The organism is Wolbachia endosymbiont of Encarsia formosa, from assembly GCF_039540065.1.
Taxonomy (GTDB): Bacteria; Pseudomonadota; Alphaproteobacteria; order Rickettsiales; family Anaplasmataceae; genus Wolbachia.
In genome coordinates, this window is sequence record NZ_CP154278.1 from 933,901 (window position 1) to 950,990 (window position 17,090).

The following is a 17,090-nucleotide window of genomic DNA, read 5'->3' on the forward strand; positions in this document are numbered from 1 at the left end:
TTATGTTATTATATATCAAATTTTTTAATAATATTGCATGACGAACATCAGAATAGAAGTTTTAAATAAATGTAAGCAAGTTAGCCACAGGTGGCTAGTCAACATTTACTCGATTTACATAAGCAAAGAACTACCATTAAAATTATACGAAGAAATTTGTGAATTATTTTATAATAAAGTCATACAAGATTGTTGTTATTATTCTTACAACAAAAATCTCGAAGAAGTTCAATATGATTTCATAGAATCACAAGCAAAGTGGGGCTTGGAAATAAGCTTTCTACCTGGCATGACCGATAATGTTGGCAATACGGCAAAACAGATTGTTAGAGAATATCTAATGAGTAAAGGCCACATTGATGAAAGTGTTTCTATCAAGGCAAGAAGTTCAAAATTACTTCTAAGTCAAGTAGGTTTTTCAACCGAAGATGACATAAAACAAGAATTCAACCCTATCACTGAATATTGCACACTTATCTGTAAGAACTATAGCTGGAAATATTATGGTAAATCCAATATCACACCTGGTGTCATTACATCGCATGACCATGAAAAAAAAGAATGGATCCCAGTGTCAAGCACTGGGATGACGCCAGGTAATAATGGAGCAAAATCTGTCAAACTCAATGTGAGTGACCAAGAGCTTGAAAAAATCAGCAGAGATGGAATCGATGGTAATGGCACTTTAGGGCTCTCGCTGGCAGCAATGAAAGCTATAAAGGATTACTTTAAAAAACTCGGTAGAAATCCATATGATATTGAACTTGAGTCTCTGGCACAGACTTGGTCTGAACATTGTAAACACAATATTTTTTGCTCCCCTATTGATGAAATAAAAGACGGTCTATATGCTCATTATATTAAGCGTGCAACGCGTGAGATAAATTCTAACATATGCGTGTCAGTTTTCTCCGACAACGCAGGAGGAATAATTTTTGATGACGATTACTTGATTGTAGATAAAGTTGAAACTCACAATAGTCCTTCAGCTCTCGATCCGTTCGGTGGAGCAATGACTGGAGTGCTTGGAGTTAACCGAGATATAGTCGGTTTTGGCAAAGGTGCAGAACCTATCATGAATACTTATTACTTTTGCTTTGCCAAAGAATCAAAAGGCAAACTTTATAGAGATAAAGAGCGTACTGATAAAATCTTACCACCAAAATATATAATGAAAGAAGTGATTCACGGTGTTAATGTTGCTGGTAATTGCTCCGGTATTCCAACGCAACTTGGATCGGTATACTTTGACGATAGATTCTGTGGAAAGCCATTAGTTTTTGTTGGAAGCATCGGAATTATTCCACGTAATATAAATAATGCACCTTCACACATAAAAGAACCCAAAAACGGTGATAAAATCGTAATTATTGGTGGAAGAGTTGGAAGGGACGGAATTCATGGTGCAACTTTTTCTTCAGAGGCATTGTCGGGAAACAGTCCTTCAACAATTGTGCAAATTGGTGACCCTATAACACAAAAAAAATTATCCAACGCCGTCGTAGAAGCAAGAGATCTTGGTCTTTATAATGCAATAACGGATAATGGAGCAGGAGGTCTATCATCGTCCATTGGTGAAATGGGAAAAGACGGATTTGAAGTTGATTTGAGCAAGGTTCTCCTTAAAAACGATGGTATGGCTCCGTGGGAAATATGGATATCAGAATCACAAGAGAGAATGACCTTAGCAGTGCCAGAAGAAAATCTTCCTGCGTTTAAGAAAATCATGAAAACACATGATGTGGAGGTCTGTGTAATTGGAGAATTCAACAAAAGTGGCAAAGCCGTTGTTAAATGTCCCCCAGGAGAAGTAATAATGGACATCGAAACTGAATTTCTGCATGAAGGTAATCCCAAAGTGCATTTACAGACGAAACCGTGGTCTAAGGAGTCTGCTGTATCCTTTCCTGTCATCCCAGTGCTTGACACTGGGATCCAGCAGGTAAAGCCTGCAAACATTTTACGCCAAAACCCATACGATGGTGGAGCTGAGCGTGAAATGGATTCCAGTCTCAGATACTTGCATGACACCTTTGAACTAAAAGAAATGCTAAGCAGACCAAACATACGCAGCAAAGAGTTTATAGTGGTGCAATATGACCATGAGGTTCAAGGATCGTCAATACTGAAACCACTGCAAGGCAAGGGAAGAGTGTGCAGCGAAGCTGTTGTCTCGAGGCCAGTCCTTTCTTCAAACAAAGGTGTTGTAAAATCGCAGGGATTTGGCTCAAGTTATGGAGAAATTGACACTTATCACATGGCAGCATGTGCGATTGACACTGCCATACGCAACTACGTAGCTGCAGGAGGAAATATAAATCATCTAGCGTTGCTCGATAATTTTTGCTGGTGTGATGCTTATAATCCAGAAAGATTGTGGCAACTAAAGAGAGCTGCAAAGGCTTGTTACGACTTTGCAACTGCATTTAAAACACCATTTATATCCGGAAAAGATAGTATGTTTAACGACTTTAAGGGATATGATGAAAATGGCGAGAAAGTGATGATATCTGCACCACCTTCACTACTCATTTCAGCAATTGGAGTTATAGACAATATTGAAAATGCGGTATCGCTTGATGTGAAAATGCCAGGGGACTTGATATATGTGCTTGGTACAACCCACGATGAGCTTGGTAAATCTGAATATCAGTTATATAGTGGAATAGATAATAACAACGTGCCAAAAGTTAATGCAAAGAGCGCTAGGAAGTTGTATGAACGTTACAACCAGGCAATAAAAGATGGCATAATTGTCTCTGCAATTGCACCAAACTTAGGCGGCTTAATTATTGCTCTGGCAAAATCGCTAATTGCAGGAGAACTTGGTGCTGAAATTGATCTTTCACTAGTACCAATAGGAAAAACACAAAATACAGACATAATAAACAAGATAATAATGTTTTCTGAATCGCAAAGTAGAATATTAGTAACCATTGCCCCGCAAAATCAGCGGAAGTTTGAAGAATTGTTTAAAGGTATAGTTTTTTCATGTATTGGAAAAGTGACAGAGGAGAAAGCTCTCAATATAAAGGATATTATAAGAATAGATTTGAAAGACTTAGGTACTAGTTTAAATAACTTTTGATTACGCTAGACAAATTTTTCATTATGTGTAATGTATGATTAAAATAAATGCATATTATTAAATATGGGTAGGTGATTATGTCCATTTTATCAATACTCTTGCTTATCAGTCTTTCTTTACTTAACACTTCAAATAAATTAATGATATGTGCTGCCTTATTTGTGGGAGCTACTTTAGTTGTAAACTCAATGGTTGAGTTTTATGGTAGAAGCAAATCTACTTACAGCTTAATAGTGTGTACAGTGATATGCTGTCTTTTTAAATTGCAAAATTTTAGTTTTATGATAATTGCTATATATACTGCAATTTTAATCTCTCTTCTCTCAAGCATAGTTGTTTTTGAAGAATTAAAGTCGAAATTGAATTTTCATATGGCAAATTTCATTACTTTAATTATAGCATCGGTCATTGATAGTACGATTATTTGTGTTGGACTACTATACAAAATTTCTGCAGGTAAATGCTTATCAATATATATTAAAGATTTAATTTTCAAGTTTTCCTATGCATCGATATTGAGTATCTGCTTGTTTGTAGGAATGTATTTATTCTCCTTGGCAAGCAAGAAGTATTTTAAGGTCTCTGCATAACCCGTCTTCTTATATAGCCAAAATAGTTTAGATTTAACTATAACCGTCATTCCGCTATTTGTTAGCAGTTTGGTAGTATAATGTGAAAAGCTCTTATTCGGATAGCGGTTCTAAAATCAAAGTAATTGGAAACTGTTAACTTAAGTTATCCTTTAAGAGAGCTAGTACAATTTCTTACAGGTTTCATACATGATAAGAGTTTTTTTTTAGCTAAACCAATTGAAATAAGCTATAAAATCTGTTAAAGTCAACTTTGTGCAAGCACCCTTAGCTCAGTTGGATTAGAGCATTTGACTACGGATCAAAAGGTCGGGCGTTCAAGTCGCTCAGGGTGCACCATATTTTATAGGAAATAGAGGTCATGCTTGAAATTCATATGTGTAATACCTATCTTTAAAGGTAAAATACTGAGCTATTATATATGAAAAAAAAAGACTATTATGATCTGCTAGAAGTGAGCAGAAATGCTACTACTGACGAGATAAAAAAAGCATATAAAAAACTAGCATTAAAATATCATCCTGACAGAAATCCTGGTAATAAGGAAGCAGAGGAAAAATTTAAAGAAGTAACAGCTGCATATGAAGTTCTATATGACTCTGAAAAAAGAGCAGGTTATGATCGTTATGGTCACGATGGTGCTTCCGGTGGATTTGATTTCAGCCAAGCTGGAGGGGATTTTAGCGATATATTTAACGATTTTTTTGGTGGAGGATTCGGCGGCAGTACAAGTAGGTCAAGAACAAAAAGAAGTACAACAGGAGTATCTGGAGCAGATCTGCGCTACGACCTTAAAATTACCTTAGAAGATGCATTTAAAGGAATACAAGCACCTATACATTATGTGACAAATATAAAATGTAATACATGCCAAAGCACAGGTAGCGAAGGAGCAATCAAACCAGTTCAGTGCAACACATGCCAGGGAAGCGGTAGAATTAGAACTCAACAGGGCTTTTTTACCATTGAAAGAACGTGTACTACATGCTATGGGGAAGGAGAAATAATACAAAATAAATGTAAGAAATGCGGTGGAAGTGGGCGTAAAAGAGATGAAGTAAATATCTCCGTTTCAATTCCAAAAGGCATAGAAGAAGGAGCTAAGGTAAGGGTCAGTGGTAAAGGAGAAGCTGGAGCAAGAGGTGGAAAAAGCGGAGATTTATACGTATGTGTGAAAATAGCTACTCATCAGATCTTCACTCGCAATAGAGCAGATTTACACTGTAAAGTGCCTATAAGAATGACACTAGCAGTACTTGGTGGTGAAATCGATATTCAATCAATTGATGGAGCTAAAATAAAAGTAAAGGTCCCTGAAGGCACTCAAACTGGTACCAAACTACGTTGTAGGGAAAAGGGTATGCCATATATGAACTCACATGCTCGTGGTGATTTATACGTACAGGTAATAGTTGAGACTTTAAATCCAAAGAATTTAACCCAAAAGCAGATTGAGCTATTAAAAGCGCTTGAGGAAGAGGAACATGAAAGTGTAGAGCAGAAATCTGAAGGATTCTTTGGAAAAGTAAAAAAAAAATGAGAAATTTGCTAAATGATATAAAGAGGTAGCTGTCTACACTTAATTCTTTTTACCAATTTGAAAGCCTTCTCTTTTAGTGAAAAGATTTTTTTAAGTTATGCAAAAGTGATAAATTCCTTTATTTAAGGTCGAAGTTTTGCTATCCTCGCATTTTAATAATTTAAAATTAATGAACATAAACAAAAATGAGTTTTTATTTCTTCCTCTTGGAGGAGTAGGAAGAATTGGGATGAACGTTAGCCTATATCATTATCAAGGCAAGTGGATTATGATCGACCTTGGTATCGGTTTTGCAGACGAAACTATGCCAGGTGTTGAGCTACTCATTGCTGATGTAGATTTTATTGCTCAAAGAAAAAAAGATTTGCTTGGAATAATAATTACACATGCACATGAAGATCACTGTGGTGCAGTGCCTCATCTGTGGGAAGATTTGCAATGTCCCATATATACAACAAAGTTTACAGTTAATTTTCTCAAGGAGAAACTAAAGGAGTTTCGATTGGAAGGTGTGGTGCCTGTGAAAGAGGTAGACATAAATGGCAGCATAAATTTGGGTCCTTTTACCGTTGAGTTTATAAATGTAACTCACTCAATTCCTGAGGCAAATTCAATATTAATTAGCACTGAAGCAGGTAGTGCACTTCATACTGGGGACTGGAAATTTGATCCAAAACCTGTTGTTGGATTAATTTCTAATATAGAGCGTTTAAAAGAAATTGGCGATAAAGGTGATCTACTTGCAGCAATTTGTGATTCAACAAACATACTGAGCAAACACGACCCTGAATCAGAAAGTGAAATTTATGATAATATTTACAATATAATAAAGCGGTCTAAAAAATTGGTTGCTGTCTCGCTATTTGCCTCGAATGTGGCGCGAATTGAAACAATAAGCCAAGCTACAAAAGCACTAAATAGAAAAGTGGTTTTACTTGGCAGATCTTTATGGAGAATAGTGAAAGTTGCTCAGGATAGTGGTTATTTAACTGATTCTCCTCAGTTTCTTGAAGCAAAGGAGGCAGTAAATTTTCCAAGGGAAAAGCTGGTGCTACTTTGCACAGGTTGTCAAGGTGAGCCACTGGCAGCTACCGCAAGACTTGCCGCTAAGAGTCATCAAGCATTTAAAATGCAGCAAGGTGATACCATGATCTTTTCATCAAAAATTATTCCTGGAAATGAAACTCGTGCACATAACATGCTCAATGCCTTTATTGAGATGGGAGTGGAAGTTATTACTGAAAAAACAGAGAATGTTCATGCTTCTGGACATCCAATAAAAGCAGAGCTAAGGGAAATGTATTCTTTGATAAAACCTAAGATGTCTATTCCGGTTCATGGTGAGTATATTCATACGGATGCACATGTAAAGTTTGCTAAAGAGTGCGGTGTGAAAAAAGCAATAATGATTGCATCAGGTGATATTGTTAATTTGGAAAATGGGGAAAAAGTTAGCTCCATTGATGTCGACTACTTTGGTATTGATGGTATGTTACTCCGTCATCCAGAATGCAGCGTTATAAAAATGCGTGAGAGAATGAGAGATGCCGGAGCTATCGTAGTGACAGCAGTTGTAAACAAGAAAAATAAACTGCTTGCTAAGCCAAAAGTATTTGCACCTGGTGTTTTCGAAGCGCAAAAAGATGCAGCCATTATGCAAAAGATCATAAAGAAGGTTGAGTCAGCATTTGACTCACAGCCGATAAAAAAAATAAGAAATAAAATTGAGAGCTCAATATTTAGTATCTTAAAAGAATATTTACTAAAAAGACCTATAATTGAAGTCCAGATAGAACAGGTATAGAAATACACCTTTTTTTATTAACCATTATTTGAGTAAGAAGTTAACAATGTATTCTTTGATGTTATTTCAGCATGCAATACTGGAATCCGTAAAAAAAAATCAGTCTCAGATCACACAACTATACAAACATTGTGATTTGAATCTACCAGAAGGGTGCCATCTCAACGCCCATGCAAACATTGTAGTTTTAGAGCAATCTCCACCAGTAGGGTGTCATCCCAGTGCTCTGAAACTGGAATCCAGTTTTTCATGCAACCTTGTCAAAGACGTTTATTTTAGAATAAAACAGCTACTTTTATTCTTGCCACCTCAGTGCACTTACTTGCAGTCAAATTTCTGGATTCCAGTGTCAAGTACTGCAGAAATTGATTTACTCTACTGTCATGCAGTTTAACTTCAAAAGTAAGCTATTTGCTGAGATGACAGGAGGTAATGCAAGAAATCTAATGAAGCTATTCGTTCAACTGGTGTTATTTATTTCGTTATTTATTCCTTATTCCACAAAAGCTGTTTTATATGTTGATATAAAAAAAAGCAATATTGGTAATATTGATCTTGTTGTATCTAAATGTGCATGCAAGACAGAAGTGGAAAGTGAGCTAAGTGAAAGCATCACAAAAGTAATTGAAACAAATCTATCTAATTGTGGCTTATTTAATGTGAAACGTGACGCGAAAGTTGAGTCTTGGAAAAGCGATACTGTAGTCACAGTAAGTTTAAGTGAAGTATCAAACAGAAATTTAGAGCTATCTTTTCGTTTATCTGACAGCTTTACAAACAGAGAATTGCTTACTCAGTCGGTTATTTTTCTAGCAAAAGACTGGAGGAAAATTAGTCATCTTGTTTCAGATCTGATACATGATAGATTGATTGGTGAGAAAGGGCATTTCAATACAAAAATTACATATATCGCTGAAGAAAAAGATAGCAATTACAAATCCGTCCGTAAAATTGCTGTGATGAATCAAGATGGAAGTAATATAAAGTACTTAACAAATGGTGAGAAATTTGTGTCAACACCAAGATTTTCACCAAATGGAAAGGGTATTGTTTATATCTCATACACAAATGGTAAAAGTTATATAATATTAAAAAATTTAAAAGATAACACTGAATCAATAATCAGCGCATTTGAAGGAGTTATTTCTGCACCAAGATTTTCTCCTGATGGTAAATCTCTTTTTATTTCCCACTCATTGATTGGTGAAACAAATATATTATCTCTAAACTTAAACAGTAAACGAACAAAAAAAATTACTAAAGGTTCAGCTATAAGTACTTCTCCCTCTTTGTCTCCAGATCAAAAGTACATGGTTTTTAGTTCTGATATAAGTGGAAGTCAGCAACTATATATCATAGATTTCACTAAAAAAAGCAAAAAACCCAAGAGAATTAGTTTTGGAAATGGAAGATATGCTACACCTGTTTGGTCGCCAAAAGGAGATCTGATAGCTTTTACAAAAATTCAGTCAGGAAAATTTTACATAGGAGTTATGAAGCCAGATGGCAAAGAAGAGCGCTTGCTTTCAGAGGGACATAAAATTGAATCTCCGGCATGGCTACCAAATGGCAGAGAAATTATCTTCACTAACGCAGAATCACCAAGCAACTCTAAATTATATTTAGTAGATTTAGTAAAGAAAAATCAAAAAATGGTTTTTACTCCAACGAATGCTTCTTTACCAGATTGGTCTTATTTTTGAAAGTAGATCTATAAAATCGTTATAAATCTTGCTTTATCTTAATCGTTTATAACCTTCGGTACTACGAAATACCCATGCTCCGATTTTGTATTGGATAATATTTCTTCTTTAATGTTTTGAGAATTTATAATATCATCGCGTACATGAATATCCTTATCTATAGTTCCATAACGCATAGGAGAAACACCTTCAGTATTAACTTTCAACAAAGTATCATGTATCCAATCCAGCATTGTCAGTTCTTTTGAGTAGTATTGAATCTCATCATCGGATAACTTAATCCTCACAAGCTGTGCAGTTTTAAGCATTTCTTCTTTAGTAATTGTTATTTTTCTCTTATTTGCAAATTCTATTAACGAAGTGATAACATCTTCTGTTGATCTAGCTGGCACTTTTACCTCCTTGCATAAAGCAAATTAAAATATTTGCAATTGAAACAACCTCTATCTTATCATTTTTTTCAAATTTGTGAAATACGGTGTCCGTAATTACTAATTTATCCAGAGAAGAGGAAGAGATTTTCTCAACTGCATTTCCTGAAAGTATTCCATGTGTAATGCATGAAACTACAGACTTTGCTCCTCGGTTTTTTAAAGCAAGAGCTGCATTACATAATGTTCCGCCAGAGTCAACTATATCATCAACAATAACGCAATTTTTGTTTGCAACTTCTCCGATTACATTCATTACCTCAGATGTACCTGCTTTTTCTCTATATTTATCTACTACAACAATATCATTATCTAACTTGTATTTTTCCTCTAAAATCTTTGCAAAAGCACGAGCTCTGCCAATTGCTCCAACATCAGGCGCAACTATTGCCAAGTTTTCCTTGTATATAGAGTTAACAAATACTTCAAAACAGCTTAGATTAGTAACTGGTATATCAAAAAAACCTTCAATTTGACTTGAATGCAAATCAATAGCAGCAACACTGTTTGCACCAGCTGTTTGAATAAGATTTGCAGTTAATTTAGCACTTAAAGCAGATTGCATATTATTGTTTTTAATAACCCTATCCTGCCTACTGTATCCGTAATAAGGAATAATAGCCGTTATTCTCTTGGCTCCTGACCTATTTGCTGCATCAATTGTAAGCAAAAGCTCCATAAGGTTATCATTTACAGGAGAAGAAAGAGATTGTACTACGTATACTTCTTGATTATGCAGATTATTTGCTACTTCTACATTTACCTCACCATCGGCAAATCTTGATACCTGAGTAGGTAATAGCTGAGCATTTAGCCCACTTGCTATTGAATCTCCTAATCGTTTACTAGCGCTACCTATTATTACCTTCATATATACCAATTAAGTTTTGAAAATTATACAGAAACCATGGAATGATTAAAACTTTATTCTTGCCGTCAAGTAGCTCATAGAAAAGAAAAAGTTACTCGAAACATTTCACTAGCTTTCTTATCATAATAACGGTACTGGATGAGTTCATTAAGTAATTTTATGGGCAGTGGAATGATAAAAAGCGTTTTCACAAACACATTTTACTACATAGTCAGCGCTAATATTAAAATGCTTATAAAGAGCTTCATAAGGTGCTGATTCTCCAAAATTTTTCATGCCAATAAATATACCGTTTGAACCTATATATTTATGCCAACCCACTTCACTTCCAGCTTCAATTGCAACTTTAATACTATCATTATTTAATATTACCTCTTTATATTCATCACTTTGCTCGTCAAAAAGCCTCCAACACGGCATAGAAATGACCCTTGTACCTACACCTTTTTCCTGTAATTTTTCTCTTGCCTCAACTGCAATTTCAACTTCAGATCCGGTAGCAAATATCGTCACTTCTAGCTTCCCTGAATATTCGCATAGTATATATGCACCAAATTTTGATAGGTTGACCAATTGGTCAGTATAAGAGTGCATGTAATTAATATTTTGCCTTGAAAGCGCAAATAGTGCAGGTGACTCTTTTTTTTCAAGTGCAATGCCAATGCAATCCAAAGTTTCAATTGCATCTGCTGGCCTAAAAACATACAGATTTGGTATAGCTCTCAGAGAAGCTAAATGCTCTATTGGCTGGTGAGTTGGACCATCTTCTCCTACTCCAATTGAGTCATGAGTCATTACATAGATAACCTGCTGTTTCATCAAGGCTGAAAGACGTATAGCAGGGCGGCAGTAGTCGAAAAATACTAAAAAAGTTCCACCATAAGGAATAATTCCACCATGAAGAGCCATACCATTCATACAAGCTGCCATAGCGTGCTCTCTCACTCCATAGTGTACATAAGAACCATCATAATTATTACTATCTATTGCCTGCATGTGCTTATATTTAGTACAATTTGAACCGGTAAGATCAGCAGATCCACCAATTAGTTCTGGCATAGACTTAGTTAATAGTTCCATTACTCTGCCGAAAGAAGATCGAGTAGCTTCGTTTGGCATGAGCTCACATATTTGTTTCTTCAGGTTAGCCAAATCACTCTCGATGTTATTCGGCAAACGTTTCTCAAGTCTTCTTTGTAGTTCTTTATTGATCAAAGATGTATAGTTTTGTTTTGCCCTCTTAACTGTTTCCATCCAAGCGTTTTTCACATCTTCTGGTACATAAAATGGTTCATAGTTCCAATTCAATTTTTCTCTCATCTGTTTTACATCTTCCTCTGTAAAGGCACCACTATGAGCAGAAGATGTGCCAGCACGGCTCGAAAATTTTCCGATAATAGTTTTGCAACAGATTAGCGTAGGTTTATCAGACTTTTGCACCTGCTCTATTGCAAGGGATATAGCATCAAAGTCATGCCCATCGATTTTGTCAACATTCCATCCATACGCTGAAAAACGCTTTTCTATATCATCAGAGCAAGAGAGGCTAGTAGAGCCGTCTATAGAGATGTCATTGTCGTCAAAAAGTGCTATCAGCTTATTTAATTTAAGATGCCCAGCAAGGGACGCTGCTTCATGGCTTATACCTTCCATAAGACAGCCATCTCCTATCATTACGTAAGTGTAGTGGCTGATTTCAAACTGCTTTTCAAGAATCGATTCAGCAAGTGCCATGCCAACAGCAGTGGCAAATCCCTGACCAAGCGGGCCTGTTGTTGCTTCTATACCAGAAGTCAAGCCAAATTCTGGGTGACCTGGAGTTTTTGATGTAAGTTGCCTGAAGTTTTTTAGTTCATCTATACCAATGTAGCCTGTCAGATATAATATAGAGTATTGCAGCATCGAACCGTGACCATTTGATAGGACGAAACGATCTCTACTGATCCATTTAGAATTATCAGGGTTATGGTTTAGATATTTAGCAAATAATACAGTGGCAACATCTGCCATGCCAAGTGGCATACCTGGGTGTCCAGAATTTGCTTTTTGTACCGCATCAATTGATAAAAAGCGGACAGCATTTGCCATGGATTTTAGTAGTAGATGATTCATGTATTAATAGGAAAACTTAAAAGTGAAGTATACTATATCATAGTGGCAAAAACAAGTTGACACTTAATGTTAAAATCATTAATAATTTATAGTTAGATTGTGAGAATTTTTGTATGACAACTGTTATCAATAGAAAGTATAGAATCAGTCGCAGGCTTGGTGTAAGCTTATGGGGTAGAGCAAAAGATTCGGTCAATAAAAGAAAATACCCTCCAGGTCAGCATGGTATTCTTGGATTTAAGAAGTTATCTGACTTTGGTAAGCAGTTTGCTGCACATAAGAAATTTAAGTTCTACTATGCAATTTCAAGTAAGCAGCTTAGACGTACATTTTTAGATGCTTACAAAAGAAAGGGTTATACGGCTGATAATTTTATTGGTGCCTTGGAATCAAGGTTAAGTTCTGTTCTATATCACTCTGGTTTTGTGCCAACAATTTACTCGGCAAAACAGATTATATCTCATAAACATGTTACAGTTAATGATAAGGTGGTTAACATATCAAGTTATAGAGTGAAGCCTGGTGATATAGTAAAAATAAGGGAAAGAGCAGCAAAAATTCCTATATTAATAGAGGCTGAACAAAAACAAGAACGTAAGGCTCCAGATTATTTAGAGGTAGATAGCAAAGCACTTTCAGTGAAGTATTTGAGAGCGCCTCAATATTCCGAAGTCCTCTATTCAGCAGACATGGAAGTCAATTTAGTAGTAGAATTCTATTCTAGATAGATAAAAAAGGCCCGTGTGGCGGAATCGGTAGACGCAGCGGACTTAAAATCCGTGGGTTTTGCGACCTTGGGAGTTCAAGTCTCCCCATGGGCACCAGTTTAATTTATTGAAAAAGTATGAAATGGCTTGATATAGAAGATGTTGCAGAGGCTCTAGAAGAAAAATTTCCAAGTGAAGATATAATTAATATTAGATTCACTGAGCTCAAAAGAAAAGTCTTGGATTTAGAAGAGTTTAATGATGATGAAAAGTATTGTAATGAAAAAATATTAGAGGCCATTCAAGCAGCTTGGATTGAAGAAAGATCTTAAAAAACAGATAGCTATAAGAAAATTACGGCATACAGTAAAAAGATAATCTTCTTGGGAATACTATACTTTACCCAAATTTTACTTAGCTTTATAATAATTTAACAAATTAAAATTAAAAATGATTACAAGGTAGGAGACACAAAATTCTGGCAAATGCTAGATATACAAATACTGCTTTTTATGTGTGAGGCCGAGGGTCATGAAAACAATAAGTTAGTTTTTTGTATAAGAAAGTTGTAATATAATTTAATTTTAATCACTGGAAAGATGTTTAAATATAGCGGGCCAAAGAAATTAAAATCTATAATAGAAAACTATGCATTAAAATGCATCAAAAATAAGATCAGCAAAAATGAAATACGTCTTATTTTAAACTGGAAAAGTATAGTTGGAGAGGAATTAGCAGAATGTACAAAACCACAAAAGATCTCATACGCACAAAACGTAAATTCTGGTGTTCTGCATCTGTTAGTAACAAATGGCAGTAAAGCATTAGAAATGCAGCATATGGTTTCTCTTGTAATAGAAAAAATTACAGTGTTTTTTGGCTATAAAGCAGTATACGGTATAAAAATCAAGCAAGGGAGTTGACTATTTAACTATATAAGGTTAACCTAGTTACATAGGATAAATTGGTATATTGAAGTGAGTAGAATTTGTGAATTAACAAATAGAAAAAAGTCTTTTGGTAATAAGGTATCGCACTCAAATCGTAAAACAAATCGTACCTTTCTCTTAAATTTACATAAGGTTACATTAACGAGTAATATATTAGAAAAAAAGTTTAGCTTTCGTATAGCGACAAGAACTTTAAGAACTATAGATTACAAAGGTGATCTTGATGCTTTCTTGCTCAACACAAAAACAATTAAACTAAGTAAAGAAGCGCAAAAGATAAAAAGAAGATTAAAGAAAGTTTTAGCAAAACAAGAGGTAGAGCTAGTTGTTTCAGATGCATAGTAAGCCTACATGGCTCAGAGCAAAAGCTCCAGCTGGTAAAGTATTCAATGAAACCTTAAACACTGTTAAGCTAAATAACTTACATACAGTATGCGAAGAAGCTGCGTGTCCAAATATTGGTGAATGTTGGAATAAACGTCATGCTACTGTGATGATTCTCGGTTCTGTTTGTACTCGTGCTTGTGCGTTTTGCAACGTTGCAACTGGCATTCCTGATAAGCTCGATCCTCACGAACCAGAAAATTTAGCAAAAGCAATAAAAAAGTTAAATTTAAAGCACGTTGTCATTACCTCTGTTGACCGTGACGATTTACCAGATGGTGGTGCAAATCAGTTTATAAGGTGTATAGAAGAAATTAGAAAGATAACTTCGGAAACAACAATAGAGATCCTCACTCCTGATTTTTTAAATAAGAAAGGAGCGTTTGAAGCAATAGCTATTGCATCACCTGATGTTTATAACCACAACATCGAAACAGTACCAAGGCTGTATGCAAAAATAAGACCAAGAGCTCGTTATTTTCATTCACTATATTTGCTAAAGATGGTGAAACAGATTAATTCTAAACTTTTCACGAAGTCAGGGCTTATGGTTGGTCTTGGAGAAACAAAAGAAGAAATCTTTCAGGTTATGGATGATTTACGTAGCACCGAAGTTGATTTCATTACAATTGGTCAATATCTGCAACCAACTCCAAAGCATGCAAAAATTGATAGATATGTTACTCCAGAAGAGTTTGAGCATTATAAATATATTGCTTATTCTAAAGGCTTCTTGGTAGTTTCATCAAGTCCATTAACCCGTTCATCATATCACGCTGAAGAAGATTTTAACAGGCTCAAGGCTTGTAGTTAATATCTTAATTTTTTCAGAGTGCAGTTTAATATAGTAATTAATATCTTGACTTTATTTAGAATATAATTTAATATAGGTATTGATGAAGCGAAAAAGTTATGGGTGGTTCTAACGAAAAAGTTGACTACACTGAGTTATCAAAATCTTCTATTTCTGACAAAATAAAGCCAAAAAAAAAGGTCACATTTTGTCAGCAAGTCCAAGTTAAAGAAATTACACTTGAAGGAAAAAAAGGAAAGTGTAAACGACACAAAGAAAAGAAACAGAGCAAAAAAAAGAATTGGACTCGAGGGCAGTACTCAGCACCTCCACCATATTTTCTGTTAATACGAGGGCAAGTACAGAAAACACAATTATGGGAAAGAGGTGCAGCAATTATTGTTCCACCAGTAATTGGGCTGCTAGGAGGTTTAATAACTTTAATACTCATAACAGAAGAAATAAGGTCACCATTTTTAATTGCAGCTTTAGCTGCTACAGTAATTACAGCAGCAATATATGAACTTGAGTATTTACTTAAACCTGAATTGCTAGAAAAGCCTAGTGAAACTTTAAAGGATTTAGTAACAGATTCTTTTGTAAAGGAAGAAAAAAACTCAAGAACTGTATCACAATAAATCAGAAAAGCTTAGTGAGTTGCCCTAGGCTTGACTTTTTACTTAGCTGATCACAAAAAGTATGAATTTTACAGCACCTAAACCAGCTGTTTAAGATCTTATATAAGCAATTGACAGCTACTGAGATGCCAGTTATACTATTTACATATTATATTAACGGAGGGTAAGGTGAATTTTAGCGAATATGTACATGATAAAGCTTTAACAATATCAAATGTAAGTGCTAAAATTGATGTAAGGAATCTGGTAGACTTTCTACAGAGTAAAAAAGACATTAAAGAGCTTAATTTAATAAATATAGAGATTGATCCTAAAGATATAAAAGAGTTAGGTAAACTTACACATCTTACTTCGCTTACTCTAAGGAACAATAAACTTGGTTTTGAAGGTGCAGGATATATAGGTCAAAGCAATCTAAAAAACCTTACTTTACTTGAAATAAGTAATAACAATATTGGAGACAGAGGTTTTGCATTTTTGATTGGCAGCAAACGTCTCCCAAATCTTACTTTATTAAATGTAGAAAACAACAACATTGTTGGAGTGTGGCGCCACCACTATGGAGGAGATATAGCACTCAAAAATCTCACCTCACTTTATGTAGAAGGTAACGGTAAAAAATTCTTAAATGATAAAGAAGTTATCCTTGATAGTATAAAAAACAGCACAATAACCGAAGCGCCTGGACACTCTAGAGTAAAAGATGGTGAAGGTGATACAAAAAAATTAGTAGCTAAGAGAAAAAAAACGATACAAGCTACCAATAGTCAGTCAGATCCTAGTAGTAGGTTAAGTATAGAACTTTCCAAACAAGATGGGCTGCGTGAAATAGTACTTGAAACTGAAACTACAGGTCTTGATGTCAATAGCCATCGAATTATCGAAATAGGGTGTGTAGAACTAATTAATCATATTACAACAGGCAAAGTATTCCATCGATACATCAACCCAGAAAGGAGCATAGACAAAGGTGCATTTAAAGTTCACGGTATCAGCGAAGAATTTCTAAAGGATAAGCCATTATTTTCAGAGATTGCATCTGAATTTCTTAATTTTATATCTAGCGATACTTTGGTAATTCACAATGCTGGATTTGACATTAAATTTTTGAACATGGAACTTGGTAAACTGAATGCCAAATTAATCTCTTCAGACAGAGTGTTAGATACATTACCGCTTACAAGAAAGAAATTTGGACCACCGGCTTCTTTAAGTGCATTGTGTGAGCATTTTGGTATATCACTAGAGAGTAGGGAGTTACATGGAGCGCTAATTGACGCTGAGTTGCTAGCAAAAGTATATGTTGAGCGATTACAAACTCCTTTGGATCGATGTCAGCATGCAGTACGTAACTTATCTCTTAGAGGACACTTGCCAAGTAATGAAGAAGTTAGTGAGCAGTTAGATGAGATTAACGTATCTGTTCATGAGGGAGTAGTAGATAGAAGATTGTAAAAACGCCTTTTGCTTTCAGTAGCG

At 35.2% G+C, this 17,090-nt stretch carries 15 protein-coding genes and 2 tRNA genes; 14 read left to right on the forward strand and 3 right to left on the reverse strand.

Annotation, left to right across the window (positions count from 1 at the left end):
- The first annotated feature begins 37 nt into the window (after positions 1 to 37).
- From AAE962_RS05070 to AAE962_RS05095, 6 genes are all read left to right on the forward strand, one after another.
- Complete coding sequence (locus AAE962_RS05070; RefSeq protein WP_343288828.1) at positions 38 to 3,088, forward strand: phosphoribosylformylglycinamidine synthase subunit PurL; 3,051 nt, start codon at positions 38 to 40, stop codon at positions 3,086 to 3,088.
- A gap of 77 nt (positions 3,089 to 3,165) precedes the next feature.
- The gene (locus tag AAE962_RS05075) at positions 3,166 to 3,678 is read left to right on the forward strand and encodes a hypothetical protein (protein ID WP_343288829.1); all 513 of its coding nucleotides are present in this window, start codon (positions 3,166 to 3,168) and stop codon (positions 3,676 to 3,678) included.
- 261 nt (positions 3,679 to 3,939) lie between these two features.
- A tRNA-Arg gene (locus AAE962_RS05080) sits at positions 3,940 to 4,017 on the forward strand.
- An 82-nt stretch (positions 4,018 to 4,099) separates the two neighbouring features.
- Positions 4,100 to 5,218 carry a molecular chaperone DnaJ gene (gene dnaJ, locus AAE962_RS05085; RefSeq protein ID WP_343288830.1) on the forward strand — a complete coding sequence of 373 codons (1,119 nt, stop codon included), beginning with the start codon at positions 4,100 to 4,102 and terminating at the stop codon, positions 5,216 to 5,218.
- 169 nt (positions 5,219 to 5,387) lie between these two features.
- The gene (locus tag AAE962_RS05090) at positions 5,388 to 7,022 is read left to right on the forward strand and encodes a ribonuclease J (RefSeq protein ID WP_343288831.1); all 1,635 of its coding nucleotides are present in this window, start codon (positions 5,388 to 5,390) and stop codon (positions 7,020 to 7,022) included.
- Positions 7,023 to 7,468: 446 nt separating this feature from the next.
- On the forward strand, positions 7,469 to 8,725 hold the full coding sequence (locus AAE962_RS05095; RefSeq protein WP_343289585.1) for a protein TolB: 1,257 nt from the start codon (positions 7,469 to 7,471) through the stop codon (positions 8,723 to 8,725).
- A 38-nt stretch (positions 8,726 to 8,763) separates the two neighbouring features.
- On the opposite strand, the gene gatC is transcribed toward AAE962_RS05095, so the two are convergent.
- The 3 genes from gatC to tkt form a co-directional block, all read right to left on the reverse strand.
- Positions 8,764 to 9,117, reverse strand: coding sequence for an Asp-tRNA(Asn)/Glu-tRNA(Gln) amidotransferase subunit GatC (gene gatC, locus AAE962_RS05100; RefSeq protein ID WP_007302647.1), 354 nt, complete (start codon positions 9,115 to 9,117; stop codon positions 8,764 to 8,766).
- Entirely contained in the window at positions 9,107 to 10,027 is a 921-nt protein-coding gene (locus tag AAE962_RS05105) for a ribose-phosphate diphosphokinase (protein WP_343288832.1), read from the reverse strand. The genes gatC and AAE962_RS05105 overlap by 11 nt, the downstream gene beginning before the upstream one ends.
- A gap of 147 nt (positions 10,028 to 10,174) precedes the next feature.
- A complete protein-coding gene (gene tkt / locus AAE962_RS05110) occupies positions 10,175 to 12,139 on the reverse strand; it encodes a transketolase (RefSeq protein ID WP_343288833.1) in 1,965 nt (654 codons plus the stop codon).
- A gap of 113 nt (positions 12,140 to 12,252) precedes the next feature.
- Here tkt and rpsD point away from each other — a divergent pair, with 113 nt between their 5' ends.
- From rpsD to dnaQ, 8 genes are all read left to right on the forward strand, one after another.
- A complete protein-coding gene (gene rpsD / locus AAE962_RS05115) occupies positions 12,253 to 12,867 on the forward strand; it encodes a 30S ribosomal protein S4 (RefSeq protein WP_343288834.1) in 615 nt (204 codons plus the stop codon).
- 9 nt (positions 12,868 to 12,876) lie between these two features.
- Positions 12,877 to 12,963, forward strand: a tRNA-Leu gene (locus tag AAE962_RS05120).
- 20 nt (positions 12,964 to 12,983) lie between these two features.
- Entirely contained in the window at positions 12,984 to 13,178 is a 195-nt protein-coding gene (gene iscX, locus AAE962_RS05125; RefSeq protein WP_343288835.1) for a Fe-S cluster assembly protein IscX, read from the forward strand.
- 267 nt (positions 13,179 to 13,445) lie between these two features.
- A complete protein-coding gene (locus AAE962_RS05130; RefSeq protein ID WP_343288836.1) occupies positions 13,446 to 13,769 on the forward strand; it encodes a DUF721 domain-containing protein in 324 nt (107 codons plus the stop codon).
- Between the two features lie 54 nt (positions 13,770 to 13,823).
- On the forward strand, positions 13,824 to 14,138 hold the full coding sequence (gene rpmB, locus AAE962_RS05135) for a 50S ribosomal protein L28 (RefSeq protein WP_343288837.1): 315 nt from the start codon (positions 13,824 to 13,826) through the stop codon (positions 14,136 to 14,138).
- On the forward strand, positions 14,131 to 14,994 hold the full coding sequence (gene lipA / locus AAE962_RS05140; RefSeq protein ID WP_343288838.1) for a lipoyl synthase: 864 nt from the start codon (positions 14,131 to 14,133) through the stop codon (positions 14,992 to 14,994). The genes rpmB and lipA overlap by 8 nt, the downstream gene beginning before the upstream one ends.
- Positions 14,995 to 15,092: 98 nt before the next feature.
- A complete protein-coding gene (locus AAE962_RS05145) occupies positions 15,093 to 15,611 on the forward strand; it encodes a hypothetical protein (protein WP_343288839.1) in 519 nt (172 codons plus the stop codon).
- Positions 15,612 to 16,406: 795 nt separating this feature from the next.
- The gene (dnaQ, locus tag AAE962_RS05150; protein ID WP_410543842.1) at positions 16,407 to 17,066 is read left to right on the forward strand and encodes a DNA polymerase III subunit epsilon; all 660 of its coding nucleotides are present in this window, start codon (positions 16,407 to 16,409) and stop codon (positions 17,064 to 17,066) included.
- Positions 17,067 to 17,090: the final 24 nt, after the last annotated feature.